The organism is Sinorhizobium sp. BJ1 (assembly GCF_002531555.1).
GTDB lineage: Bacteria > Pseudomonadota > Alphaproteobacteria > Rhizobiales > Rhizobiaceae > Sinorhizobium > Sinorhizobium fredii_B.
On the sequence record NZ_NWTH01000013.1, the window covers coordinates 45,319 to 68,221 of the forward strand.

A 22,903-nucleotide genomic window follows, 5' to 3' on the forward strand; every position below is an offset into this window, starting at 1 on the left:
CGGCCGCCGCCATGACAATGGCCGCCATCCTGCCTGCACACGCCGGCACCGCGACTGGCGCGGCAACCGAGTGGACGCAGGTGCTCAACAATGGCGAATTGGTGTCCCTCGTCGGCCAGTCTGGAGAGCAGATCCAGAACCAGCTCACCCAGATCAGCCAGCTCGCCCAACAGATTGAGACCCAGCTGAACATCTACCAGAACCTGCTCCAGAACACCGCGACCCTCCCGTCGCACATGTGGGGACAGGTCAAGAGCGATCTCAATCAGCTCCGCAGCATCGTCGACCAGGGTCAGAGCATCGCTTTCTCGATGGGCAATGCCGACGATGTGCTTCAGCAGCGCTTCCAGAGCTATTCCGATCTCAGGGCCAACCTTCCGAGCAATCAGACATTCTCAACCACCTATCAGTCCTGGTCCGACACGAACCGCGACACCATCGCCAGCACGTTGAAGGCGGCCAATCTGACTGCGGATCAGTTCGACAGTGAAGAATCCACCATGTCGTCTCTCCGAAGCATGTCGGAAACCGCGGACGGCCAGATGAAGGCCCTGCAGGTCGGACACCAGATCGCCACTCAGCAGGTTGCGCAGATGCAGAAACTTCGCGGTCTCGTCTCGCAACAAATGACCATGATGGGAACCTGGCTTCAGACGGAACAGACCGACAAGGACCTGGCGCAGGCGCGGCGGGAAAAGTTCTTTAACGCCGAGGTCAAGAGCATCCCGGAAGGTCAGAAAATGGAGCCTCGCTGGTGAACCGCGCCATCCTCATTGCCGTGCTTCTCGCTGTCGCCGCTGCATCGTCTGCCGCCACAGTACTGATCGTCAATGCCAGAACCACGGGCAAACCGGCGCTCACCGAAGAGCAGCGGGCTGCCCGGGAAAAGTTCTTGGGCTCCGGCAACGAGCTGCCGCCGATTAAGGACGGCCAGGAGATGCGCCCGAGATGGTGAAGGCATCTGTTAAACGGGCAACCCAAATTGCTGGGCTTCTTTGCCTCGCCTATGCCGCACCCGCCTTCGCTCAGGAGGGGCAGGTTCTCACGGAACTCGAAAATCAGGTCTCGTCCGCCGCCAAGGGGTGGGAGACCACCATAATGGACGCGGCGAAATCGTTGTTTTGGATTCTCGCGACCATCGAAATCGGCATCGCGGCCGTCTGGCTTGCGCTCCAAGCCGCATCCCTAAACAGCTGGTTTGCCGAGCTGGTCCGGCGGATCATGTTCATCGGGTTTTTTGCCTTCGTTCTGACACAGGGTCCGACCTTCGCGCGAGCCGTAGTTGACAGCCTGTTTCAGATCGGCGCTGGCGGCGGATCGGCGTCGCCCGCCGAAATCTTCGACGCCGGCATTCGGGTCGCCTCGCAAATGTCGCAGCAAGCACAATTCGGCGTCTTCGAGGACAATGCTCTGGCGATCGCCGCGGTGCTGGCGATGGGCGTCGTTGTCATCTGCTTTTCGCTGGTTGCTGCGATTTTCGTATCGGTCATGGTGGAAATGTATGTCGGCCTGCTCGCCGGCATGATCATGCTTGGGCTGGGCGGCTCCTCTTTCACGAAAGATTTCGCCGTTCGCTATCTCGTCTACGCCTTTGGCGTAGGCATGAAGCTGATGGCGCTGGTGATGATCGCAAAGATTGGATCGCAGGTCCTGTTGGGCCTGGCGAATGCTCCGACCGCGTCCTCCGATCAATTTGTCACAACGCTGGCGATCGCGGGTATCTCCGTGGTGGTGTTCATCATCGCCATGTACGTGCCGAACATCATCCAAGGTGTGGTCCAGGGCGCCTCATTTTCCGGAGGGATGGAAGCGATCCGTCACGGCGGTCAGGCGGCATCCTTCGCCGCGGGCGCCGGGTTTCTCGCGAGTGGTGCCGCTCGAGCCGGTTTTACAGCAGGTCAGTCCGCCCGAGCGGCAGGTTCCTCACTCGCCGGTGCGGCACTTCGTGGTTTTGGCGCAGGCATCGGATCCGCCAGCAGTGCCACTGGATCCGCCGCGAAGGAGAAGATGATCGGCTCTCCCGGCGCCTATGCCGGATCGATCCTCGGCCTCGCCAACGCCAAGCTCGATGAGAGCCGGGGCGGTCACAGCCGACACACGCCACCTCCCGAACGCAACGACTAACAGCAATCAGAAAGTGATGGACGATGGCAGCGAACCGCGCCCCCGAGAACCCGTATCTTGCCGCGCGGCAAGAATGGACGGAACGATACGGATCCTATGTGCAGGCGGCCGCTGCATGGCGGATGGTGGGCATACTGGGCCTGACTATGGCTGTGATCGGCTTCGGTTATTCGATGTACCTCAGCACGCAGGTCAAGCTCGTGCCTTACATCGTTGAGGTCGACAAGCTTGGAACCGCAGTAACCGCCGGCTTCCCCGAACAGATCGAATATGCAGACGTGCGGGTGGTGCGCTCCACGCTCGGAAATTTTGTGACGAGCTTCCGTTCGATCACGCCCGATGCGGTGGTCCAAAAGCAATATATCGATCGAACCTATGCACTTCTTCGCACCTCCGATCCCTCGACAGAGAAGATCAATACCTGGTTCCGGACCAATTCGCCGTTTGAGAAAGCGAAAACCGCAACGGTCGCCATCGAGGTCAACAACATCGTCGCACTTTCGAACCAGACCTATCAGATCGACTGGACCGAATACGAACGGGACCGCAAGGGCAAGGAAACCGGCACTCGGCGGTTCCGGGGGATTGCGACCGTCGCACTGACCGCACCGCAGGACGAGGCGACGATACGCCTCAACCCGATCGGTCTCTACGTCCGGGATTTCGACTGGACAGCACAGCTTTAAGGCCAGGGGAGTTTTCAATGCACAGAACAGGATTGATCGCAGCCGCCGGCTGCATGGCCGGACTCGTCTTTGCGACGGGCGCTCACGCGCAAAGCATGACGACAAACGAGGTAAGGGGCACCAAGCTGTCAAGTAAGTGGCGCGGCAGGCCGGGCCTTGTGACCACAGGCCCCGACGGAAAGGTGATCTTCCTGTTTGGCCAAACCCAGCCCTCCGTCGTCTGCTCACCGCTTCAGGTCTGCGACATTGAACTGCAAGGTGGGGAGATCGTTCGCGACGTCCTGGTCGGCGACACCGTTCGCTGGAAGGTCGAACCGGCGACATCAGGCGCGACCGGCGGCCAGGCAATCCACCTGATCGTGAAGCCATCGGAGTCAGGTCTCGTCACTTCGATGGTAGTGACGACGTCGCGGCGCACCTATCACATCCAGCTCAAGTCCCATCCGAGCCAGTATATGGCGCGTGTCGGTTTCGAGTATCCAGAGGACGCGTCGACGAGGCTCGCCGACATCAATGCCCGCCTTGAGACTGGCGGCATTCCGGGTGCTGCGCCCGACAAGCTAAACTTCTCGTATTCAATCAGTGGCAGTGCACCGTGGAAGCCAAAGCGGGTCTATTCCGACGGTACGAAAACCTACATCCAGTTTTCCAGGTCGGTCGCAGGCCAAGATGCACCCATGCTCTTCGTCGTCTCCGGCGGTCAAAATCGCATCGTCAACTATCGCATGAAGAACGACATGATGATTGTCGACTACGCAGTGGACAAGGCGATCCTCGTTTCCGGTGTTGGCTGGCGACAGCAGAAGGTCACCATCCGGAGGGGAGGTTGAACGATGCGGAAGCTTCTCGCCTTCATACTTGCTACGGCAGTTCTTTCCGGTTGCCAAACGGCTGACGACGAATTGAACACCAGCTCTACTCCGGTCGCGGTCACCGGATCTGCTGCGAGTGCCATTGCCGGCGATATGGCAAGCCGGCTCGCCGAACAGATTGGTTCCGCGGGCACAACAACCATCAAGATGGAGAAGGACAATTCGGAATTCGCGACCGCGCTCGAGGCCGCGTTGAAGGGATGGGGCTACGCGGTCATCACCGACGGGAAAGTCGGAAAAGACCTCAAGCCGGTCGAACTTGCCTACTGGATCGATGGCGTCGACGGTCAAGTACTCGCACGACTTTCGACGCCGTCGATTGCTCTTGGTCGGGCCTACACGGCGACGCCCGCAGGTGCTGTACCGGCAAGTCCGCTTTCGATCATGCAACGGAAGTGATGGAGGAGATACATGGTCCAGTCGCTGCAGCTCGGCGCTTCGAGCCAGGCCGACGATCAGAAGGGCATGCGTCGCCTCAATCGTCTGCCGATCATCCTCGCCATCATTGTCATCGTCCTCTTCATCGGCATCGTCGTGATCGGCTTGTCGTGGCGCGGGCTCTACTTCAACCGCAGCAATGATATCGAAAGCGTGTCGAACACGCCCGCCACCAGTTTTGGCGACCAACTCAAACGCGGCGTGACGGATGGAATTATCGGCGAGCCGGTCGAACGCCAGACCTTCCAGCCGACGCCGGTCACCGAGCAGAAGGTCGAGAAACAGGAGCCGGTTATCGAGCGCCGCGCCGCGGAACGGGAGGTACGACGGCCCCGGCTCGAGTCCGAAGAGGAGTGGAAGGCCCGGCTGAAGCGCGAGCAGGACGAGCAGTATATCCGCGAGGCCCAGCGCCAGAGAATGGCGCGCCTTCAGGCCCGTGCGACAGCGCTCGATTCACCGCTGAAGGTTGACGTCTCGGATGTCGAGACGACGGCGAAGGCGACGGATCCCAGCCGACAGAATGCGACAGCGACAGCAAACAACACATCGGACCTCTACGCAGCAGCGATGAAATCCGGGCTCATGGGACAGAATGTCGATCAGAACGGCCAGACCTCGAAGGAGGACTTCTTTAACCAGGATATCAAGGATCTCGGCTACCTGCCGAACCAGGTCGTGCCGCAGATGTCGCCCTATGAACTGAAGCGCGGCTCGGTCATCCCGGCGACATTGATCACCGGCCTCAACTCCGACCTGCCTGGACGCATCACGGCGCAGGTCAGCCAGAACGTCTATGACAGCGCGACGGGCTATCGACTGCTCATCCCGCAAGGCACGAAGCTGTTCGGCCGATATGACTCGAAGGTATCCTTCGGTCAGGAGCGGGTGCTGGTCGTCTGGACCGATCTCATTTTTCCAAACGGGTCAACCCTGCAGATCGGCGGCATGGCCGGCACGGACGCCGAAGGTTATGGCGGCTTCGCTGACAAGGTCGACCGTCATCTCTGGCGGACCTTCGGATCGGCGGCGCTGATCGCCTTGATCGGAACCGGGATCGACATGTCCCTGCCGCAGAGCTCGACCCTCGCGACACAGGAGACGGCGTCCGACGCCGCCAGACGCAATTTCGCCGAGAGTTTTGGTCGCGTCGCGGAACAGACAATCTCGAAGAACCTGAACGTTCAGCCGACGATTCGCATTCGACCAGGTTACAAATTCAATGTGCTCGTCGATCAGGACATTATCTTTCCGTCCGCCTATCGGGGAAATTGACGACATAGGGACCAAACCGTCGATTATCGCGCCTGCCACCGGTTGACGGGCGGTGTGGCATTGCAACCACTGAAGTGTAAAAACTTTACATCCTCTATCATGTTTTAGGCCAGCTCAGCTTGAAAGATCGTGTCCTGCCGGTAGTGCTAACATACCGCGGTTTGAGGGTCTGCTTCGCATGGGCAGAGCGCCGGGCCGCGGATTCTATAAGAAATCGTAGTCATGACCCAGCCGTGGCGCGGGATGCCGGTTCCGCATGGCAAGATCGTTCCACCAAGGGGCGCCCCCGGGTCAAGAAGACAGGAGAGAGGCCGTGCATCGAGAAGTTCGCTCGCTCATCGATATGCTGGAAGCAGCGCAAGATGAGCAGATGATCAAGAGTGCTCTTAGAAACTTCGCACATGCCTGTGGGTATGACCGGTTTGCCTACCTGCAGAAAGAAGCCTTCCAGGTAAAAACCTTCAATTCCTACCCCGGATCTTGGGAAGGCATTTATCTCGGGAGCGATTATTCCAGTATCGATCCCGTTGTGACGGAGGCAAAGCGCAGGGGGGACGTTTTTTTCTGGACGGCAGACGACTGGCCTGCCCGGGGATCTTCGCCTCTTCGGCGCTTTCGCGACGAGGCGATCGATCACGGCATTCGCTGCGGCGTCACGATGCCCGTCGAGGGGAGTTACGGGTCCGCGATGATGTTGACCTTCGCATCGCCGGAACGCAACATTGACATCTCGGGAGCGCTCGATCCGAAAAAAGCGATCCAAATGGTGATGACGGTCCATTACCGGTTGAAGATGATTGCGGCGAAAACCGCAGTCAATCCCAAGCAAATGTTGTCACCGCGGGAAATGCTTTGCCTGGTATGGGCCACGAGGGGAAAGACAGCGCCGGAAACGGCGATGCTCACCGGGATCAATGCCAGAACCGTGCAGCACTATCTGGATAAAGCGCGTGCAAAGCTTGGTGCGGAATCGGTGCCGCAACTCGTTGCCATTGCCAAGGACCGCGGCCTGGTCTGAGTTCTAATTACCGTCGTCGAAACGCACATCGGGCACGAAACCGAGTGCGTCGAGCATGTCCGAGAGCTCCTCTTGCTGGGCCTCGGACCTTTTTTGCCGTTTGAGATACTCATTCTGGAGCGTCTGCAGAACCGAGCCGGAGATCGACGGATCTTCACTAGCGCGCAGCCACTCCTCGTAAACGGTTTGATCCGCTTCCAGAAGCCGGCGGTGTTCAGCGATCGCGGAAACTGCCAACGCCTCCAGCTCCGACTTTTGCATGGAATCGTAGCGAGACTGCTTTTCGCTTCCCACCGCCTCAGATGAGCTTTCGTCGTTCATCCGCTTCTTCTCTTTCATTCCTTCACCGTCAGAACGGACGCCTGAGCTCGGCATACACCTTTTAGACCGCAACTGCACGGCGTCTGTTGCCCACGACCATGGCCATAGACATCGTGCTCTGCCTGAGAAAGGGAAGGCGCTCACGGTCTGCTTTACATACTTTAGTTGATAAACTTAAAATGTGTAAACCGCGATCTTCCGCGCATGGATATGCGCAAACTCGTGGGGAGAAATTTCGCCCGCCTGCGTCGGGAGCAGGGCTTGACCCAGGAGGACGTCGAAGCTCGTTCAGGGTTCAGTCAGCAATATATCAGCGGCTTGGAGCGCGGGCGGCGCAATCCGACGATTATCACCCTCTATGAGCTTGCCCAGGCGCTCGGCGTAAGCCACGAGGAACTCCTCAAGTCGAGGCAAGACAGTTAGAGCCTTGTTTTCACGGCAATCGGCTGGGTATCAGTCGCGGCGCGAGGCCATATCCACATTCAGAAACTGTTCCAGCTCGCCGATGCTTGTCATGACCGCATCGAATGCGGGTGGGTCGCCAAAAATCATGGCCGACATTCGCGCGTAGTCGGCTGCGAGCTTCTTCATCATATCGGAAGTTGGCAGGAGCCGGAACGTGCCGGGTACCGCTCGATCATAGCGATGGTCCGGCGCGCGGAACATAAGTTCCTTGTGCTGACGGCAGGCTTCGGCGAGATCGAGCATGGACGCAGTGGCTTTTCCATAGTCCGCGTCCGTCCAAATCTGGTGAACATCGTAATAGTGCCGGGAATACCGATTGAGGTCGGGCACTTTCCGCTCAGGGTCATCTTCGAGGCTGCGCTTCTCGGTCATCTCCGTCATCGCGTGCAGGATGAGGACCTTCTCCCAAAACGTGCGCTCGGGCTTGACGGTCATCACATTGGGAACAGACAGATCGAAGCCCGCTTTCATTTCCGAGGCTATGTAGGGCGTTATTTCCCGCCGTTCGACCGGAATGGGATCCGGCCGCGCTCCGCCTTCAATGCGCACGGCTGCCTCGACATAGCCGCCGCTCATGTCGAACACGCTTTGGTATCGGAGGACCAGAATGTCGAGCGCTTCCTTCTTCCGATAGGCGTCGTAACCGAAGTCCAGCGTGAAATGCCCGCGCTGTCCGGTCTCTTTCTCAACGTCGGCAAGTTCCATGCTCAACGAGTCACGAAGTGGACCTGCAATGTATTGGCGGGCGGCCTCGTCGACCTGCTCGGCAAGAGCTTTCTGTTGCTGGTTGACGGAGGGAAGAGCGGCAATGTCGGCCTCCAGCGGTGCATGCAGGTCGGCCTTGTAAATGCCGATGTCGATATCTTCTGAGAAACGGCGGATCAGGCCATAGGCTTTGCTGAGACTGGTGCCGCCCTTGAAATATAGGCGAACAGGGTCGGTCGGGCGCCGATTGAACAGGAAGTCGAGCACCCAACCGACATAGAGGTCCTTTTCGATGTTCTCAGCCCGGGTTTCCATGTTGGAAGCCCCGGCTGAGAAAAGAGCCCTGCGCTCATCCACGGAGGATCTGAGAATTTCAATGAACGCCTGTTTCATGTTCCAGTGCTTTCGGGGATGAGACGAGGGAGGCGCGGATGATGTTGCTCACGGCCGAATACATCCAGGCGGGAATGGCATGGATGTTTTCGCGCAGATCCTCGATGATCGCTTCCCTGTGCGGGTTCTGCGCCAGATGACGCACGATACCCTCGACAACGGTATCCAGGTTGGGCCGCTCGTCCCGGAACCAATTGAGCGCCTGAATCACGCGCATTGCCGGACGTCCCGCCCAGAAGGCCGTCTTCGCGGAAATGCGCTTGAAATCCAATATGTAAATAACCGGTTTCGTTGCCTTCGGATCACCTGCGTTGGCTTCGATTTCGATCGTCCGCGGGTAGGTGTCAGCATGGATTGTCGAACGCGCGGGGACGGCTGTGGTCAAGCCCAGATCGTTGGCGGCGGTCATTCCGTCGACCAGGACCCGCAGCTTGTCGCGCCGGGCAATGGCATCGATGAATGAGGCGCGTGGCGGAAAGACCATCTTTCCCGTCAAGCCGCTCGTGGTTGGCTTGTCGTATAGGCCACGGTACGGGCGACGAATTTCGCCGCGGTTGGCAAGCCGCTGGAGGGCCTTTTCGACGGCGTTGGGCGTTCCGATATCGAGAAAATCGGCACGCGACCAGACCCCGGCGGGTGCGGCTTGGGAGATTCGGGCGTGAATGCGCTCCAGTGTATCGGATCTCGGGTCAGGCATGTCGACAACGTCCTCTGACTAAAAAATATATACAAATTTTGGTCAGACGCAAGCGCGTAGCGATTACTGACCAAAAATTATACGGAAAAAATGGTCAGAATGGCGCCCGCCACACCGGGATCGGATGAAGATTTGTCTCAGATGGCTAACATGCAACGGCGGCCAGCTCGCGATAGACGGGTTGAAACCGCGGTCAGCCTTTACGTCTGAAGTCATCTGTATTATATATTCTCCACAAGGAGAATGATTATGGCCACTGCTTCCCGCGCCTACACACCCGCCGAAGCCGCAGCTCTCAGTGAGGTTGCTGTAAAGTCGGTGCACAATGCAATCGATAAGCGGATCATCGAGGCCCATTTCGGACGTGAGGGCCGAGAACTTACAGACGAGGATCTACTGCGCCTGAAGCTCTGGTATGGCGTGGGATCGATCCTCTCCGCCGAACGTCGCAAGCGCTTGTTCGACACCATCGACGAAAATCCCGATGCGGATACGGTGAGGGCAGACGATTATCTGATCGTCGATGTGGCGCGGGCGAGGGAGCAACTCGCCGCGCGGGCCGAGGCGCTTCGAGAAGCCGAGCAAAAGATCGAGTCTATGAAGGGCACCGTGGGCGGAGAGCCGGTTTTCAAGGGAACCCGGGTTCCGGTGCGCATGATTGCCGCGATGAAACAGCAAGGCGCCAGCAGTGCGGAAATCGTTGACGGCTATCCATCCGTCACGGCGCGCATGGTGGAACTCGCCGAAATCTGGACGGCAGCTCACCCAGCCCGCGGTCGTCCTAAAAAACTTTCGGAACAGGGACTAAAGGTGAAGTCGGAGAAGCGTCTGCCTCTCTCCAAGGCTGGTTCCCGAAAGGCCTCGGGCACCGCTTCGTGAAGTTCCTCATCGATGAATGCCTGCACACATCGCTCGTGGCCGTGGCTCAAAACCATGGCCACGACTGTTTTCATGTCAATTGGCTTGGCCTGAGCGGTGAGACCGACTGGGATCTGATGCCGCGCATCGTCGCGGACGATTTCACCTTCGTGACGAACAACGCGCGCGACTTCAGAAAACTCTACGCAAAACAGGAGCTGCACGCCGGCCTGGTCATCATCGTTCCGCAGGTCCTGCCGGCACTGCAGCGGGAGTTGTTTCTAGCCGTCCTGCAGGAACTCGGCGATGCCCAGGACATGGTGAACGAGGTGGTCGAGATTGCTATCGAAGACGGCGAGGCCGTCCTGACGCGCTATGCGCTTCCGGAATGACGGTTCTCAATTCCCGCCGATGCGGGAGAGATCGATCCGAATTCCCGCCCGCTCTACATCCTCATTCGCCTCCGCCTGTTTCTCAGGCGTCGCCACTGCTGCTTCCTCGCCATCCGTCGAGTGCACTTCATCTGGCTGCGGCAACTCAACTGAATCTCCTGGATCCTGAGCCTGAAACACACTGACACCCTCGAATTCGCCGGTTTTCCAAGCATGGACCGCATCCTCGAATATCTGCGGGAAGACGTCTTCGGCCTTGGGATTGCCATACCACTTGGCGACGATCCGCAGAATTTTGGCAAACATCGAAGTTCCCTTGCGAAGGTTTTCGCAGGCATCAACCAGGTCGGGCTTTAGGTCCGCGGCGTTCTTCACGTCGACGCCAGCCGGAAATTGCGTCAGGCCAACGCGAACCACCGCCTGTCCTGCATATTGACGGACGATCGTCATCGCTTCGTCGGCCGACCGTGCCTTCGGCACCAGGACCAACCGGCCGCCCGACTTGACGGTCACGGCGAGCGGGTCCGTCGAACCGGCAGCCGCGACAAACTGCTCGACGATCGCGGGCTTCAAGGACGGATCGGCGCATTCTTTGATCAGGGCAGCGTCCAGCACGACGTCTCCTCGGGTTTCAGGTGTTGAAGGAAAGGACAAGCGGTTTCGCGAACAGCTTTGCCCAGGCGATCGCGCTGGCTCGCTGGATCGCGACGATGGATGTCCCTTTGGTCCACCATCCGTTTCCGACAGCAAGGATCAGGTCCGGATCGTAGAGCATCGATTGCAGAACGGGCCAGACGACGAGTTGCTCGTAGCAAATGAGCGGGACGACCCGGCTATGGCCTACGATCACAATAGGGTTGGCGAAGAAGTGCGCACGCGCACCGCCGCTCTCGCCGAGCCACGACCGCCACGGCTGCCACATCGAGCCCGGCACCGGCATTCGCTCGCGATAAAGAACCTTGCCGCCGTCGGCGGAGAGAGCGACGAGAACATTGTCATATCCGCCTGTATCGACCCTGGCCGCGCCAGCGATCACGGAAACATCTGTCCCCTTCAGAGATCTCGCCCAGAGCCGTTCGATCGTCGGCGTCCAAAACCCTAAGGCGCTCTCGGGCAGGACTACACTTCGGATCCCGCCTGGCGCACGATCCCTCACCGTGGCAATCAGATCACGGTGCCGTTGAATGCTGGTGTCGCGGCCGAGCGATGACCCCATTTGCAGGTCGACCCCCTGCCAGCCCTCCGGTAGTGTCGGATCGGTCCAGTTTGCGGCGGACCAAAGCCAGAAGCCTGTAAAGGCGATCGCAACAGCCGGCCACATGCGAGTAACGAGGCCCATGAGGCCGGCTGTGATCGCCATCAGTCCCTGCCATCCCCATCCGGGAAACAGAACGCCGGCCGCCGTGACAGGATGTGCCCAGCCCGTAATGCCCATTGGCGGTACAGCCATAAGCGCAGCCGCCAAGAGATAGCGAACCGGTCGACGGTCAGGGCGCTTGGTCCAGAGCACGGTGTGAACGGCAACAAAACTCACCGACGCGCAAAGCCATAGCAACAGACCGGGCCAGAGGTTCGATGAATAAAAGGCGGCGACACCCTGCGGCAGACCACGGGATGCCGCCAGGAAATATCCGGCCGAAACAAGCGCCGCCACGGATCTTCCTCGCGCACGCGACCAGACGACCGGGAAGACGAGCGCCACCGGAAGAAGCAGGACGTAGCCACTCCACCCGATGGCTCCGGCGGCAATCGCAGCGGTAAACAGCAGTACCGGCTGGAGGCGATCATGGCGCATAGGTCAGCACCTCTTGCGCCAGGCCGAGAATGCCCGCAGCCGGAATCGGACCGAAATAGCGGGAGTCGTAGGAGCCGGCGAAAGCCGAGTGCAGGAACACGTAATCGGCCGGCACGATCCCGCCCGAGAACGGGGTCATTTGCCGACCCCACGCGTCTCGCTGCGCTAGGGTGGAGGAGGGAACCAGACGGCCGTTCACGGAGACGCTAGTACCAACGTCGACGCGCTGCCCTGCAACGGCCACGACCGACTTGATGAGCGGCGCAACGCCGGCCGGGCACAGGCCGGAGCGCAGGTAACCGCGCATACGTGCCTCCCACATGGCTGCCGTTTGCGGCGGGCAAATGAAGATCAGGTCGCCAGCGGCGACCGGTCTGTCGAGCTTGACGATACGCCAGAGACCGAGAGGTTCGCTCGGCGTGAGATTGACCCGGTAGCCGCCGAACCAGGCGACCGAGATCGCTCCCAGCAACGCCATTGTGATGGTGGCGAAGCCGAGCAGAAGCGCTTTCTTGCGTCGCCTCCTCAGCGCCGTTCCAATGAGAGGAATAGTCATTTCAGCGACAGGCCCTGGCTCTTCGTCTGCCGCAGCGTCTCGGCTTGTTTCAGGGCCTCGGTCGTTCGCTCATGGGCACCGAGCTTCTGCACTGCGCCCATCAGGCTCCAGGCTGACTGCACCTCCGCTTTCTGACCTGGGCTCATGCCGGCGGTGATCGTCTTGAAGGTCTCTCCGTTCGTGTCCCTGGCGGCCAAGGGCAGGAAGGTCCGTTCGCCGAAACGCTCGGCGACAGCTTTGGCAAAGCCCTCCAGTTCCGCCTTCACCATTTTGTCGGCAAGCGCGAATTCGAGTGCTGAGGGAAGGTCATTGCGGTCGATGGCGTCGCGCAGGCGCTCGAGCGTCTGGCGCGCATTCGGAGACAGAGCCGGAATGTCGATCGACATCTTGCGGCGGACCGCCACTTCCTCCGCCTGATAGCGCTGTTCGGCCTGGCTGCGCTGGCGCATGTAGTCGCCGAGACTTTGAGCAAGAGCGGGAACGTTGCGTTCCGCCCGCTCGCGATCCCGCTTGTCGGCGCGACTTGCGAAGACGCCGGATTTCCCCTTGAGCTGACCAAAACTTTCCGGCTGGCTGGTGAGCTTCGCAAGCGTCGATTTGGCGACCGTCTCATCCTTCAGCATTGCGTCGACATTGACCGTCTTGAATGCCGCTTCCGGGTGCGCGTAGACGAGATGGAAGCGGGACGACACGTCCTCCCATTGCTTCTTCAAACCGGGGTCCGCTTCGATCTTATCGGCAACTGCTTGCTCGACAGTTCTCGGGAATGTCGCGATGCCGGCAACCATCGGGCTGGCCTCCTTGCTGCTTTGGGAATGGGTCGGTTTGGTGCCGGCACTGAGGCCGAGCTTGGCGCCAATGGCGAGGAGCCGGTGGGCAAGATCGGCCAATTTCTGTTTCTGGCGGATCGTCCATTCGAGCCGGTCGCGGGCAACTGTTCGGGCGACGTTGACGATATGCACGCCGCGGGCTTCCGCGAAGCGCAACGCTTGGCGATAGAAGGTCGCCTTCTCGTAATCGAGCGTGGTTTCCTTGGCGTTCGTTCGCGACAGGATCTTGATCAGGCCGCCAGCGAAAGCGAAGGATCGGGTGCCGTAATAGACGCGGAGATCCTCGCGATGACGGGTCATCGCCACATAAGTCAGATGTCGATCGAGGGAGAGGGACGCGAGCACCTTCACCCTATCGACGGTGGCGCCCTGGCTCTTATGGATCGTGGTGGCATAGCCATGGTCAACGTTGTTGTAGAACCGTTGCTCGACGGCGACCTGCCGGCGGTGCGCGCCTTCGCCGATCTCCGCAACGATGCGGTTTTGCGCGGCTTCGACGACCTTGCCGAGCATGCCGTTCTTCACGCCAAGCGAGCCTTCGTTCTTCAGGAAAACGATCTGATCGCCGGGCGCAAAAGTGCGATGTCCGTCTTCTGTCCGGAAAGCAAAACCTTCGCCAAGGATGCCACGCTCGACCAGCTCGGCGCGTGCCATGTCGTTGAGCATTCGCACGTCGCGCCGGAGATGGGCGAGGATCAATGTCGTCTTGGTCGGATCGTAATCACGGCTCCAATCGGCGATGAGGGTATCGACAGCCTCGTCCTTCAGACGCAAACCGATCATTCGACCCTGAGCGGTATAGGCATCGACCGCCTTGCCGACGTTGCCGCGAGCGAGATCGAGCGAAGCACCGCGCATCCATTGCTCGCGCTGGCGATAGATGGTTTCGAGCTCGGCATAGCCGATGCGATCGGCAATTGCGCGGAACGCGGCGCCGGCTTCGATCGGCTGGAGCTGTTCCGGATCTCCGACCAGGACGAGCTTGGCGCCGGCCTTGGTCACCGTCTCGACCAGGTGCGCCATCTGCCGTGACGACACCATGCCGGCCTCGTCGAGAACGAAGACAGTCTTCGCGTCGAGCTGGTTTCGGCCTTCGTGCCACCGAAGTTCCCATGACGAAAGCGTGCGCGAGGCGATCCCTGCTTCCTTCTCCAGACCTTCTGCGGCCTTGCCGGCCAGAGCACCACCGACAACGCGATAGCCGGCCGCTTCCCACGCCTCGCGCGCGGCTTTCATCATCGTCGTCTTGCCAGCGCCGGCGCGGCCGATGACGGCTGCGATCCGCTCGGGTCCAGCAACGTGCTCGATCGCGGTCTTCTGCTCCTCCGACAAGCGCGAGTGGCGCGCGAACGTCGCCTCGAGCACGGCTTCCCGAACGCCATGCGAAGATCGCCCCGAAAGCCAGATCGCGCGGTTGGCCATCTCGGCTTCCAGCCGGATCAGCTCGCGCGTCGTGTACTTGGCAGGCACCCGTGTGCCGGTCGCAAACGAGATCCGCTCGCGCTCGAGACGGAGCGCTTCGGGGCTCTGCAGAACGCGGACCATCAGGCTCTGGAACAGGGCGGCGTCATCGATATAGCGATGCAGGACCTTTGCCACATCGCGCTCATCGAAGACGCTCTTCTCGCGGGTGATCAGGTCGAGGACGATCTCCGGACGGCGCTCAATCCGACGTGCGTTCTCGCTTCGCCGTGCCTCCTGCAGCTCGATCCGTTCGAGCTTTGGTGACCCTGCCGATGACTGTTTTTCCGCATGCTCCGCCTTGCGGTCGATGGCCGTTGCACCGACACCAATATGGATGGTCGGCTCCACTTCGATGCCTTGCTTTTCGAAGGATCGGCCATCGATGCGAATGTCGAGTCCGGCCATTGCCAGGTGCCGGTTCTGGCAGGCAAACCAGCCGTCGCGAAAGGCGTTGAAGTCCTCGAGGCTCCCCGCCCAAAGCTCGTAGACGATCTTGCCGGCGTCGTTGCGGATAGGATTGCCGTCCGGTCCAAGAACCGCGACCTTCTTGGCGCCGAACCCGTCCTCGGTGAGCGGCCTCAGTGTCGTCATCAGATGCACGTGCGGATTACCCGGCGCATCGTGATAGACCCAATCGGCCACCATGCCCTTGGCGGTGATGTGCCGTGCGACGAAATCCCGGACGAGTGCGATATTCTGCTCGGCCGTCAATTCGATCGGCAACGCGATCGTCACGTCTTTGGCGAGTTGCGCATCGGAGCGCTTCTCGAAATCCTCGACCTTGTTCCAGAAGGTTTCGGAAGCACCGGAGACCGAGCGATCGGCAATCATCGCCCGCAACCACTCAGGCGCGTCTGCCGGGATGACGAACTCTTCATGCAGGAGGCCCCGCTTGCGGGTGTAGTCGATCGTCCGCGCTTCCCGCTCGTATTCCATCTTGGCGCAGTGGCGATAGGCCGCCGACAGCACAGCGCTGCGGCCGGAGCCGCGGGCGACGACACTGACGGAGAAATGAGGAACGGCCACGGCGGTCTGAGCTCCCGATCGCGAACAGATTCAACAGGTTCGTCGGGAGCGGCAGCCCAGCCGGGGTCAAAAGCAGAGCGTCGCGTCAGCGACGTATAATTGCGCCCTTGGAAGCCGCTCCTTCGGAACGGCCGGGATCATTCACCAAAGCATCGCCGTTGGCGATTGTAGGATTCACAGTAGTGCGTGCCGCACTCTGTTCGGAAAAACTGGCTTCGAAAGACAAGCTTTCTCAGCCAAGGAGCCGGACGGAATGAAAAAACCAACCTCGAAAATCCGCAACGAAATCGCCAAGCTGCAGGAACAGCTCAAGGCGGCGGAAACCCGCGACGCCGAGCGCATCGGCCGGATTGCCCTCAAGGCTGGCCTTGGAGACATCAAGATCGAGGAAGCCGAGCTTCAGGCCGCCTTCGAGAGCCTGGCGAAACGCTTTCGCGGGGATCAGGGAAATACGACCGGAGGAAAGAAGGGTGCCGGCGACGGCATCGGATCGACGTCGGCCTCGGTCCCATCTGGCGCGGCTCAGGGCAGCCGTGACGAGGCTTGAGCGAATGGCAAGGACGACGACATCTGACGCCCGCAAGAAAGATGCACGGGAGAAGATCGAACTCGGCGGCCTGATCGTCAAGGCGGGCTTGCGGTATGAGAAGCGCGCGCTGCTGCTCGGGGCGTTGGTCGAACTCAGTCAGCGGCTGAAGTCGGACGACGGCGAGCGGGCGCGGTTGATCGCAATCGGGGCGGAGGCCTTCGGCGATGTCGGTGAATAGGGTCACACTCGCCGTCGCCCCTGTCGTGCTGATGGTTTTGGTCGTTATCGGCATGACCGGGATCGAGCAATGGCTGTCGACCTTCGGCAAGACCGATGCTGCAAGGTTGACGCTGGGCCGGGTCGGGATCGCCTTGCCCTATGTCACCGCCGCGGCGATCGGCGTGATCTACCTGTTCGCGAACGCCGGCTCGACGAGCGTCAAAGTGGCCGGCTGGGGCACTCTGGCGGGAAGCGCGACAACGATGTTGGTCGCGACGGCGCGCGAGGCTGCTCGTCTCGCCGCATTCGCCGGGCAAGTGCCGGACGGCAAGTCCATTACCTCGTACCTTGATCATGCAACGATGGTCGGTGCGGCGGCGGCGTTGATGGCGGGGTGTTTTGCGCTACGCGTCGCACTGATCGGCAATGCCGCCTTCGCACGCGCCGAGCCGAAACGCATCCGCGGACAACGGGCGCTGCACGGCGAGGCCGACTGGATGAAGATGCAGGACGCGGCAAAGCTCTTTGCCGATACCGGCGGCATCGTCATTGGCGAGCGCTACCGGGTCGACAAGGACAGCACGGCGGCGCGCTCGTTTCGAACGGACGACCCGAAGACCTGGGGCGCCGGCGGCAAGTCGCCGCTGCTGTGCTTCGACGGTTCGTTCGGATCCTCGCACGGGATCGTGTTCGCCGGTTCCGGCGGCTTCAAGACGACGTCGGTGACAATCCCGACGGCCCTCAAATGGGGCGGCGGCCTTGTCGTCCTCGATCCGTCGAATGAGGTGGCGCCGATGGTGCTTGAACAGCGCAAGCATGCTGCGCACTTCATTCGTATTCTCGATCCGAAGGAGCCAGAGACAGGATTCAACGCGCTCGACTGGATCGGCCGGTTCGGCGGAACCAAGGAGGAAGATATCGCCTCGGTCGCATCTTGGATCATGAGCGACAGCGGCGGCGCGCGCGGCGTGCGCGACGACTTCTTTCGCGCATCGGCGCTGCAGCTGTTGACCGCGCTGATCGCCGATGTCTGCCTGTCCGGTCATACCGACCAGGAGCACCAGACCTTGCGTCAGGTGCGCTCCAATCTGGCCGAACCCGAGCCGAAACTGCGCGAGCGGCTGCAGGAGATTTACGACAATTCGAACTCGGACTTCGTGAAGGAAAACGTCGCCGCCTTCGTCAACATGACGCCGGAAACCTTCTCCGGCGTCTACGCCAATGCGGTCAAGGAAACCCACTGGCTGTCTTACACCAACTATGCCGCACTCGTATCCGGTTCGACCTTTTCGACCGACGCGCTTGCGGACGGCAAGACCGACGTGTTCATCAACATCGACCTGAAGACGCTGGAGACACATTCCGGCCTTGCGCGCGTGATTATCGGCTCGTTTCTCAACGCGATCTACAATCGTGACGGCGCGGTGAAAGGCAGGGCGCTCTTCCTCCTCGATGAGGTTGCCCGCCTCGGCTACATGCGCATCCTTGAGACCGCGCGCGACGCCGGCCGCAAGTACGGCATCACGCTCACGATGATCTATCAGTCAATCGGCCAGATGCGCGAGACCTATGGCGGCCGCGACGCGGCGAGCAAATGGTTCGAGAGCGCGAGCTGGATTTCGTTTGCAGCGATCAACGATCCGGAGACGGCCGACTACATCTCGAAGCGTTGCGGCATGACCACGGTCGAGATCGACCAGGTCAGCCGCAGTTCCCAATCCAGGGGATCGTCGCGAACGCGGTCGAAGCAATTGGCGGCGCGACCGCTGATCCAGCCACACGAAGTTCTGCGTATGCGCGCCGATGAGCAGATCGTGTTTACGGCCGGGAATGCGCCGCTCCGATGCGGCCGAGCGATCTGGTTCCGGCGCGAAGACATGAAGGCTTGCGTCGGCGCGAACCGATTTCACAAGATCGGAAAGATGTCTGAAGCCCGCCTGATCCAGCCGGCGCGCAGTGCAACGAGCAAGGCGGATCCAGGAGAATGAAGAGTATCGGAGAAATCAGCGTGAGCGACGCCCAACGGGCGGGATTTCGGGAATTCTCATCGTGCGAGAGCGGGAAACAGCGCAGCCGCAGGAGCCTCAACATAGTGGCCCGAAGGGGAGGCGGGACCGACTGCGCCCCGGACCTCGCACACTGCTCTATCGGCCATAGCAGGTTGTCGGTAAACCCGAACGAAACCATGGCCGTCGTACCGTTTGGCGAAATGCATGGAGACTAAATTGGCGCAAAACAACGTGACGCCATTCCGGAGACCCCGGAAGGCCGGCGGGGGCCGCCGGCAAGAAATACGTGCCAAGCGGAAGCGACCTCGTGTCGCTTATCCTCTTCGTCGCGGAAGACCAATCGCGATCGTGGGGCTCGCGATCATTGCCGTCGCTGGATTCCTCTCAGCTTACGGCACAAGCAACCTCACGAGCCTCCTGGCTTTCGCCAACCCCTCGACAGCGGATTCGCTGTCAGCTGCGTTTTCGATCTGCGGCGATAGCCGTCACATCAACTGTGTCGTCGATGGCGATACGTTCTGGTTCGAAGGCGAGAAAATCCGCATTGCCGATATCGACACACCTGAGTTGAGCCCGCCGCGATGCGAGGCAGAACGGCTGAAAGGGGAGGCGGCGAAGGCACGCCTCCTGGCCCTGCTCAACGCGGGGACGTTCTCGCTTTCTACCGGCGTCCGAGACGAGGACAAGTATGGGCGCAAGCTCCGTACGGTGACCCGCGCGGGACGCTCGCTCGGCAGCACACTCATCCATGAAGGCCTTGCACGGTCCTGGGACGGTGAGAGACACGGATGGTGTGATTGAGGTTCGCGAGAGGATCGTCATCCGACTGGGCGGAGACCGCGTGCGGGCTCCCGTGAGCAAGGCGAATAGAGCCGTGCGCCGAAGGCGTCTCGCCCAAGCCCTTCACGACTCCAGCATCATCAACGATATGAATCGATCCACGCCTATCGATTCATAAGTGTCGTTGGACGCAACCACCGGGATCAGCGATTCTGGTCTCATGATCTCTCAACCCTACCATCTCTATGTCGAACGCTCCGATGCCTCGAGAAACATGGCTCGCTACTATGCTATGTCGATCGAACCAAACCTCTTCGGGGATGTCTGCCTGCTTCGTAAGTGGGGCCGCATTGGAACCAGAGGACAGATGATGGTCCATCATTTCGGCCACGAAGAGGAAGCGGTCCGGCTGTTTCTCGATCTGCTGCGACAGAAAAGAAGACGCGGTTATCGTCCGCGTTCGTCCATGCCGAGATGAAAAGGCCCGCCGAAGCGGGCCTCGATAAACTTCATCGGCGCCGGTTCCAGTCGGTCTCGAAGAACACCTCGATTTCGACGAAAAACGGGACCTTGATGGCGAGCTTCAGGCCAAGCTTTCCCTTGCGGAAGAAGTGAGCGATCACTTTGCCAAGGACGAGGAGCCGGCGGCCGGTGGTGGCCAGGAATTGAGCGAGCTGTTGCATGATGGATCTCCTTTCGAATTGCGGTCATCGCGGGGATAGGCGGCTGACCGGAAAGGAAGGACGCACCGGAACGGCCGCAGCAGAGCGAAGGACCTGGCGACGCCTGAATTTTGTCCCGCGAGGAGCCGCAGCGCGGCGGGGAAAATTCCGGCGGAGGCAGGTTGCGTCGCGACGACCGGGCGGCAACATCCCCGATGCAAATGACGGCAGAGTCGAAAGGAGAGGCGCCATTGATCGCTATCGCTGCGCTCAGCGCCAGACGTCGTTATCGCACCTAAACGACCGCGGTCCGTCAGAACGGAGGCTCGGCGCTTACGCGGCCGTCTTGCTCGGCCCAGATCACCTCGCGTTCGGCCTGGGCGAGTACAAGTTCGCCCTCGATCTGCCGACGCTCGTCCATGTCGACGGCGCTCCGGAGCTCGGCACGCAGTTCTTCGATGTGCTGTTCTATGGTCATCGTCGTCATCTCCTGATGTTTGAGAAAGATGACGCCCGCGGACGTGAGGAGAGGGCAGGGTCAAGGTGCGCGGCACGCGACCGCACCGCGGCGGGTGGGGGAGCCGAAATGCGCGAGCATTTTGGGGGAACCGCTCGTCCTTGAGGCTGCCCTCTCACCACGGCAAGATGGCTCGATCTGAGCAGACCCCTACCTCTCGCTTGGCAGCAGAAAGCCGGAAACCGGCTCGATGCCTGTTTCCAGCTTCGAAGACGAGGAGTTGGCCCCGCCTTGGCGGGGCCGGTGGCTCCTCAGTCCCGGTTCGGGCGGGACCAGATGAGCTGGAAGCCGTCTTCGCCTTCGACTTCCGTCAGGGTCGCGTAGATCGGAGCCGGGAAGCTCGGATCGTCGAGCTTGACCGAGAGGTAGTCGCGGTCCGTCTGGTCGGAGCGCTTCTGCCAGGCGGCGCCCAGCTCGACGGCACCGGCGTAGATGCGAAAGTGCGGGCCCTTGTCGGAGGGATTTTCGATGCGGGCGATGCGAGCCTTGACGTTGAGGGCGAGGGTGCGGATCGAGCCGGTGAAGCCGTTTTCGGTAGCGGTGAAGGTGCCGATGGTAGCCATTGTCATGTTCCTTTCGTTGTTCGGGCCGCGCCCTTCGCGGCCTCGATGGCTGTCGCAAAGACCGGGGACGATCGGACCGCACCTCTCGAGGCCGGAATGAAATGGAGGGCGGCCGGGAGGAACTTTGTTGTTCCGCGAGGAATGGCGGCGGGAGCCGCCAGGGGAAGAAAGTTCCAGAGGGCCGTTGCGGGAAGACGATCGAGGCGAAGCTGCTCTCCGGTCAGACATGCCTCATCGAGCCCGCAGAGGGGAGCGCCGGCAACAATGAGGGGAAGGAGAATGGCGATGGATACCCGGACCCCATTCGATCGCAGTTCAAACGGCTCACAGGTGAGGCCGCTCCGGGTGCGGATTGATTGCCGCGGCCACCTCGATATCGAATTCCCCAGACGCCAGTTGCTTTGATCAATACGCGGAATATCGTTGCAGCGCGATTCGTTGCCCCAAGAGGATCCATGCGTAAACAGACAAAGCCGTTCACAATCGAAATCAAGCCGTCGCGCAAGCCGAAACCGGGTCCACAGAAAGTGTCGATCTGGGGCAAGTTGGACCTGAGAACGGATGAAGACCTGCAGGTGAAGACCGAAACGGTGGTGGAGCCGGCCACCGTTGGCGGCGGCCAGTCCTGATTATCTGTGCGCGGGAGCGGCACTCGATTTTTTTAAGCCGCCTGCCGGTCTTGGCTCTCCATCGGCTGAAGATCGTGAAGATAGGCGACGGCACGCTGGGCAAGCGCCGCGGCGTGGAAGATCGCTCGCTTGTCGCCGGATAGAACGGTGAGCCAGGATTGAAGGTAAGACGCGTGATCCGGCCTCGGCTCGAGCTCCGGGGCAATGCCGAGATCGGCGCAGAGGAAGCAGCTGCCAAGCTCGGCAATGAGTTCCTCGCGGGCACGTTCGCTTCTATCCTTGGAATAGCGGGAAAGATCGCGGCCGACACGGCTGGCCGGCGCCGTCCAGTGCGTTGCCTCATGACTGAGCGTCGCATAATAGCTCGCCGCGTCCTTAAAACTCTCGAACGGTGGCATCTGAATCAGGTCGGGACCTGGCGCGAAGAAGGCCTGGTTTCCGCCATGGCGGATTAGCGCGCCGGTGTTGCGGAAGAAGCGGTCGGCATGCTCGACCCGTTCGACCGGATCGAGAACGGGATCCGGGCGGCGGTGAAAATGGTCGGGAAGTCCGTCAATCTGCTCGACGTTGAACACGGTATACGCCTTGAGGAACGGGATTTCCCATTCGATCTCGCCGCCGTTGCCGTCCGTCTCGGCCTTGGTGAAGCGGCTTGCGAAGACGACTGTCGCGCCGGTTTCGCCCTTGCGTACCGCCGCCCCCAATTCGAGCGCCTGCTTGAATGTCATCCACATCGGTGAGGAATAGCCGCGGGCCATGCCCTCCGACCAAAGCAACAGAACATTCATGCCGGAATATGGCTGGCCGTTGTGGCGCAGTGGCCGGCTGATACGGCCGTTCGTGTTCGCCGCATTCCACGGCTTCATCCAGGGCCGAACGCCATTCGTCAGATCCTCGATGATCTTATCGGTAATCCTTGCGTAGATATCGGCGCGCTGGCCTTCGTCCTTCCTGCTCATGTTCAATCCTCCGGTTCCAGGAGGTCGCGCCAATCGCGACCCCGTCACCGCGGTCCAAAGGGCGGAGCGGAAAGGGGTGAGGGCACCGGTCGGCCGGAACGGACGTGGAGGACGGCGAAGCCGT

At 60.7% G+C, this 22,903-nt stretch carries 28 protein-coding genes; 17 read left to right on the forward strand and 11 right to left on the reverse strand.

The window, feature by feature from the left end:
• The first annotated feature begins 11 nt into the window (after positions 1-11).
• From trbJ to CO676_RS17970, 8 genes are all read left to right on the forward strand, one after another.
• Positions 12-758: a P-type conjugative transfer protein TrbJ gene (trbJ, locus tag CO676_RS17935; RefSeq protein ID WP_245424352.1), complete on the forward strand. Its 747-nt coding sequence runs from the start codon at positions 12-14 to the stop codon at positions 756-758.
• Positions 755-955, forward strand: a complete 201-nt coding sequence (gene trbK / locus CO676_RS17940; RefSeq protein WP_097522104.1) for an entry exclusion protein TrbK — start codon at positions 755-757, stop codon at positions 953-955. The genes trbJ and trbK overlap by 4 nt, the downstream gene beginning before the upstream one ends.
• Entirely contained in the window at positions 949-2,124 is a 1,176-nt protein-coding gene (gene trbL, locus CO676_RS17945) for a P-type conjugative transfer protein TrbL (protein WP_097522105.1), read from the forward strand. Before trbK ends, trbL begins: the two co-directional genes overlap by 7 nt.
• 23 nt (positions 2,125-2,147) lie before the next feature.
• A complete protein-coding gene (locus tag CO676_RS17950) occupies positions 2,148-2,810 on the forward strand; it encodes a conjugal transfer protein TrbF (RefSeq protein WP_097522106.1) in 663 nt (220 codons plus the stop codon).
• A 17-nt stretch (positions 2,811-2,827) separates the two neighbouring features.
• Positions 2,828-3,640: a P-type conjugative transfer protein TrbG gene (trbG, locus tag CO676_RS17955; protein WP_097522107.1), complete on the forward strand. Its 813-nt coding sequence runs from the start codon at positions 2,828-2,830 to the stop codon at positions 3,638-3,640.
• 3 nt (positions 3,641-3,643) lie between these two features.
• On the forward strand, positions 3,644-4,081 hold the full coding sequence (trbH, locus tag CO676_RS17960; protein WP_097522108.1) for a conjugal transfer protein TrbH: 438 nt from the start codon (positions 3,644-3,646) through the stop codon (positions 4,079-4,081).
• Positions 4,082-4,093: 12 nt separating this feature from the next.
• On the forward strand, positions 4,094-5,392 hold the full coding sequence (gene trbI, locus CO676_RS17965; protein WP_097522109.1) for an IncP-type conjugal transfer protein TrbI: 1,299 nt from the start codon (positions 4,094-4,096) through the stop codon (positions 5,390-5,392).
• Between the two features lie 313 nt (positions 5,393-5,705).
• Entirely contained in the window at positions 5,706-6,410 is a 705-nt protein-coding gene (locus CO676_RS17970) for an autoinducer binding domain-containing protein (protein ID WP_179875533.1), read from the forward strand.
• A gap of 3 nt (positions 6,411-6,413) precedes the next feature.
• Here CO676_RS17970 and CO676_RS17975 read toward each other — a convergent pair whose 3' ends face one another.
• Positions 6,414-6,731: a transcriptional repressor TraM gene (locus CO676_RS17975; protein WP_097522167.1), complete on the reverse strand. Its 318-nt coding sequence runs from the start codon at positions 6,729-6,731 to the stop codon at positions 6,414-6,416.
• Positions 6,732-6,935: 204 nt separating this feature from the next.
• Between CO676_RS17975 and CO676_RS17980 the strand changes: the two genes are divergently transcribed.
• On the forward strand, positions 6,936-7,154 hold the full coding sequence (locus CO676_RS17980) for a helix-turn-helix transcriptional regulator (RefSeq protein WP_097522111.1): 219 nt from the start codon (positions 6,936-6,938) through the stop codon (positions 7,152-7,154).
• A gap of 30 nt (positions 7,155-7,184) precedes the next feature.
• Here the strand turns inward: CO676_RS17980 and CO676_RS17985 are convergent, their stop codons facing one another.
• Both CO676_RS17985 and CO676_RS17990 read right to left on the reverse strand, forming a co-directional pair.
• The gene (locus CO676_RS17985) at positions 7,185-8,294 is read right to left on the reverse strand and encodes a nucleotidyl transferase AbiEii/AbiGii toxin family protein (protein ID WP_097522112.1); all 1,110 of its coding nucleotides are present in this window, start codon (positions 8,292-8,294) and stop codon (positions 7,185-7,187) included.
• A complete protein-coding gene (locus CO676_RS17990; protein ID WP_097522113.1) occupies positions 8,275-8,991 on the reverse strand; it encodes a DUF6088 family protein in 717 nt (238 codons plus the stop codon). Before CO676_RS17990 ends, CO676_RS17985 begins: the two co-directional genes overlap by 20 nt.
• 249 nt (positions 8,992-9,240) lie before the next feature.
• Here CO676_RS17990 and CO676_RS17995 point away from each other — a divergent pair, with 249 nt between their 5' ends.
• Entirely contained in the window at positions 9,241-9,870 is a 630-nt protein-coding gene (locus CO676_RS17995; RefSeq protein ID WP_097522114.1) for a DUF433 domain-containing protein, read from the forward strand.
• Positions 9,867-10,241 (forward strand): DUF5615 family PIN-like protein, encoded by a 375-nt coding sequence (locus tag CO676_RS18000; RefSeq protein ID WP_097522115.1) that lies wholly within the window; start codon positions 9,867-9,869, stop codon positions 10,239-10,241. The genes CO676_RS17995 and CO676_RS18000 overlap by 4 nt, the downstream gene beginning before the upstream one ends.
• 6 nt (positions 10,242-10,247) lie before the next feature.
• Here CO676_RS18000 and CO676_RS18005 read toward each other — a convergent pair whose 3' ends face one another.
• Genes CO676_RS18005 through traA form a run of 4 tightly spaced genes read right to left on the reverse strand, consistent with a single transcriptional unit; the run spans position 10,248 to position 15,912 of the window.
• Positions 10,248-10,856: a TraH family protein gene (locus tag CO676_RS18005; RefSeq protein WP_097522116.1), complete on the reverse strand. Its 609-nt coding sequence runs from the start codon at positions 10,854-10,856 to the stop codon at positions 10,248-10,250.
• A gap of 16 nt (positions 10,857-10,872) precedes the next feature.
• Positions 10,873-12,036: a conjugal transfer protein TraB gene (locus CO676_RS18010; protein WP_097522117.1), complete on the reverse strand. Its 1,164-nt coding sequence runs from the start codon at positions 12,034-12,036 to the stop codon at positions 10,873-10,875.
• Positions 12,026-12,592 (reverse strand): conjugative transfer signal peptidase TraF, encoded by a 567-nt coding sequence (gene traF, locus CO676_RS18015; protein ID WP_097522118.1) that lies wholly within the window; start codon positions 12,590-12,592, stop codon positions 12,026-12,028. Before traF ends, CO676_RS18010 begins: the two co-directional genes overlap by 11 nt.
• Entirely contained in the window at positions 12,589-15,912 is a 3,324-nt protein-coding gene (gene traA, locus CO676_RS18020; RefSeq protein WP_097522119.1) for a Ti-type conjugative transfer relaxase TraA, read from the reverse strand. The genes traF and traA overlap by 4 nt, the downstream gene beginning before the upstream one ends.
• Positions 15,913-16,165: 253 nt before the next feature.
• Here traA and traC point away from each other — a divergent pair, with 253 nt between their 5' ends.
• The 5 genes from traC to CO676_RS18050 all read left to right on the forward strand — a co-directional run bounded on the left by traC (position 16,166) and on the right by CO676_RS18050 (position 19,927).
• Positions 16,166-16,459 (forward strand): conjugal transfer protein TraC, encoded by a 294-nt coding sequence (traC, locus tag CO676_RS18025; RefSeq protein WP_097522120.1) that lies wholly within the window; start codon positions 16,166-16,168, stop codon positions 16,457-16,459.
• Positions 16,460-16,463: 4 nt separating this feature from the next.
• The gene (locus CO676_RS18030; RefSeq protein WP_046120323.1) at positions 16,464-16,679 is read left to right on the forward strand and encodes a type IV conjugative transfer system coupling protein TraD; all 216 of its coding nucleotides are present in this window, start codon (positions 16,464-16,466) and stop codon (positions 16,677-16,679) included.
• Positions 16,666-18,648, forward strand: coding sequence for a Ti-type conjugative transfer system protein TraG (gene traG, locus CO676_RS18035; RefSeq protein WP_144340153.1), 1,983 nt, complete (start codon positions 16,666-16,668; stop codon positions 18,646-18,648). The genes CO676_RS18030 and traG overlap by 14 nt, the downstream gene beginning before the upstream one ends.
• Positions 18,649-19,086: 438 nt before the next feature.
• Positions 19,087-19,470: a thermonuclease family protein gene (locus tag CO676_RS18045; RefSeq protein ID WP_234706832.1), complete on the forward strand. Its 384-nt coding sequence runs from the start codon at positions 19,087-19,089 to the stop codon at positions 19,468-19,470.
• Positions 19,471-19,669: 199 nt separating this feature from the next.
• Positions 19,670-19,927: a WGR domain-containing protein gene (locus CO676_RS18050; protein WP_046120320.1), complete on the forward strand. Its 258-nt coding sequence runs from the start codon at positions 19,670-19,672 to the stop codon at positions 19,925-19,927.
• A gap of 31 nt (positions 19,928-19,958) precedes the next feature.
• Here CO676_RS18050 and CO676_RS35290 read toward each other — a convergent pair whose 3' ends face one another.
• From CO676_RS35290 to CO676_RS18055, 3 genes are all read right to left on the reverse strand, one after another.
• On the reverse strand, positions 19,959-20,132 hold the full coding sequence (locus CO676_RS35290; protein WP_179875534.1) for a hypothetical protein: 174 nt from the start codon (positions 20,130-20,132) through the stop codon (positions 19,959-19,961).
• 292 nt (positions 20,133-20,424) lie between these two features.
• Positions 20,425-20,589, reverse strand: coding sequence for a hypothetical protein (locus tag CO676_RS35295; RefSeq protein WP_179875535.1), 165 nt, complete (start codon positions 20,587-20,589; stop codon positions 20,425-20,427).
• Positions 20,590-20,879: 290 nt separating this feature from the next.
• A complete protein-coding gene (locus CO676_RS18055) occupies positions 20,880-21,191 on the reverse strand; it encodes a DUF736 domain-containing protein (RefSeq protein WP_046120319.1) in 312 nt (103 codons plus the stop codon).
• 455 nt (positions 21,192-21,646) lie between these two features.
• Between CO676_RS18055 and CO676_RS35300 the strand changes: the two genes are divergently transcribed.
• On the forward strand, positions 21,647-21,820 hold the full coding sequence (locus CO676_RS35300; RefSeq protein ID WP_179875536.1) for a hypothetical protein: 174 nt from the start codon (positions 21,647-21,649) through the stop codon (positions 21,818-21,820).
• 32 nt (positions 21,821-21,852) lie between these two features.
• Here CO676_RS35300 and CO676_RS18065 read toward each other — a convergent pair whose 3' ends face one another.
• A complete protein-coding gene (locus CO676_RS18065) occupies positions 21,853-22,779 on the reverse strand; it encodes a zincin-like metallopeptidase domain-containing protein (RefSeq protein ID WP_179875537.1) in 927 nt (308 codons plus the stop codon).
• Positions 22,780-22,903 lie beyond the last annotated feature (124 nt).